Origin of the sequence: Cupriavidus alkaliphilus (assembly GCF_900094595.1) — a bacterium.
Classification (GTDB): Bacteria; Pseudomonadota; Gammaproteobacteria; order Burkholderiales; family Burkholderiaceae; genus Cupriavidus; species Cupriavidus alkaliphilus.
In genome coordinates this window covers 1-1,293 of the sequence record NZ_FMAD01000031.1, presented here as the reverse complement: position 1 = coordinate 1,293, position 1,293 = coordinate 1, and the positions used below count along the sequence as shown (strand labels likewise).

Sequence of the window (1,293 nt, the reverse complement as noted above, 5' to 3'; positions counted from 1 at the left end):
CCTGAAAAAGGTGCTGGGTCCGGTCGACCTGGTGCTGATGGGCATCGGCGCCATCATCGGCACCGGCATCTTCGTGCTGACCGGCACCGGCGCGCTGACCGCCGGGCCGGCGCTGACGGTGTCGTTCGTGATCGCGGCGCTGGCGTGCGGCTTTGCCGCGCTGTGCTACGCGGAGTTCGCCTCGGCGATCCCGGTGTCGGGCTCGATCTACACCTACAGCTACGCCACGCTGGGCGAGATCGTGGCGTGGATGATCGGCTGGGACCTGTTGCTGGAATACGGGCTGGCCACCTCGGCGGTGTCGGTGGGCTGGTCGGGCTATTTCCAGTCGCTGATGGCGGGCTTCGGCATGAAGCTGCCGGCGGCGCTGAGCGCCGCGCCGGGCTCGGTGCCGGGGGTGCAGACGGTGCTGAACCTGCCGGCGTGCCTGATCATGCTGGCCATCACCTGGGTGGTGTCGTACGGCGTGCGCGAGTCCGCGCGCGTCAACAACCTGATGGTGGCGGTGAAGATCGGCGTGGTGCTGCTGTTTATCGCAGTGGGCGTGTGGCACGTGCAGCCGGCCAACTGGCAGCCGTTCGCGCCGTTCGGCTTTTCCGGCATCTTCAATGCGGCGGCGCTGGTGTTCTTCGCCTTTATCGGCTTCGATGCCGTGACCTCGGCCGCGGAAGAAGTGCGCAACCCGCGCCGCGACCTGCCCATCGGCATCATCGGCTCGCTCGCGGTCTGCACCGTGCTGTACGTGGTGGTGGCGGCGATCATGACCGGCATCGTGCCGTTCGCGAAGTTTGCCGGCGTGGACCACCCGGTCTCGCTGGCGCTGCAGTTCGCCGGGCAGAACTGGGTCGCGGGCTTTGTCGACCTGGGCGCGATCCTGGGCATGACCACCGTCATCCTGGTGATGACCTACGGCCAGACCCGCGTGATCTTCGCGATGTCGCGCGACGGGCTGCTGCCCGAGCGGCTGTCGTCGGTGCATCCGGTGCATGCCACGCCGTATTTCGCCACCTGGACCGTCGGCGTCGTGTTTGCCGCGATTGCCGCCTTCGTGCCGCTGAACGTGCTGGCGGAGCTGATCAATATCGGCACGCTGGCCGCCTTTACGCTGATCTCGGTGGCGGTGCTGGTGCTGCGCAAGACCCGGCCCGAGCTGCCGCGCGCGTTCCGCTGCCCGGGCGTGCCGGTGGTGCCGCTGCTGTCGATCGGCTTCTGCCTGTTTCTGATGGCACACCTGCAGGCGCTGACCTGGGCCGCCTTCCTGGTGTGGCTGGCGCTGGGGCTGGTGATCTACTT

The 1,293-nt window shown here is 67.9% G+C and carries 1 protein-coding gene; it reads left to right on the top strand.

What is annotated here, in order from left to right; all coding sequences use genetic code 11:
- Window position 1: 1 nt before the first annotated feature.
- A partial coding sequence (gene bcaP / locus GA0116996_RS27855; protein ID WP_243419800.1) for a branched-chain amino acid transporter BcaP occupies window positions 2-1,293 on the top strand: 1,292 nt, incomplete at its 3' end.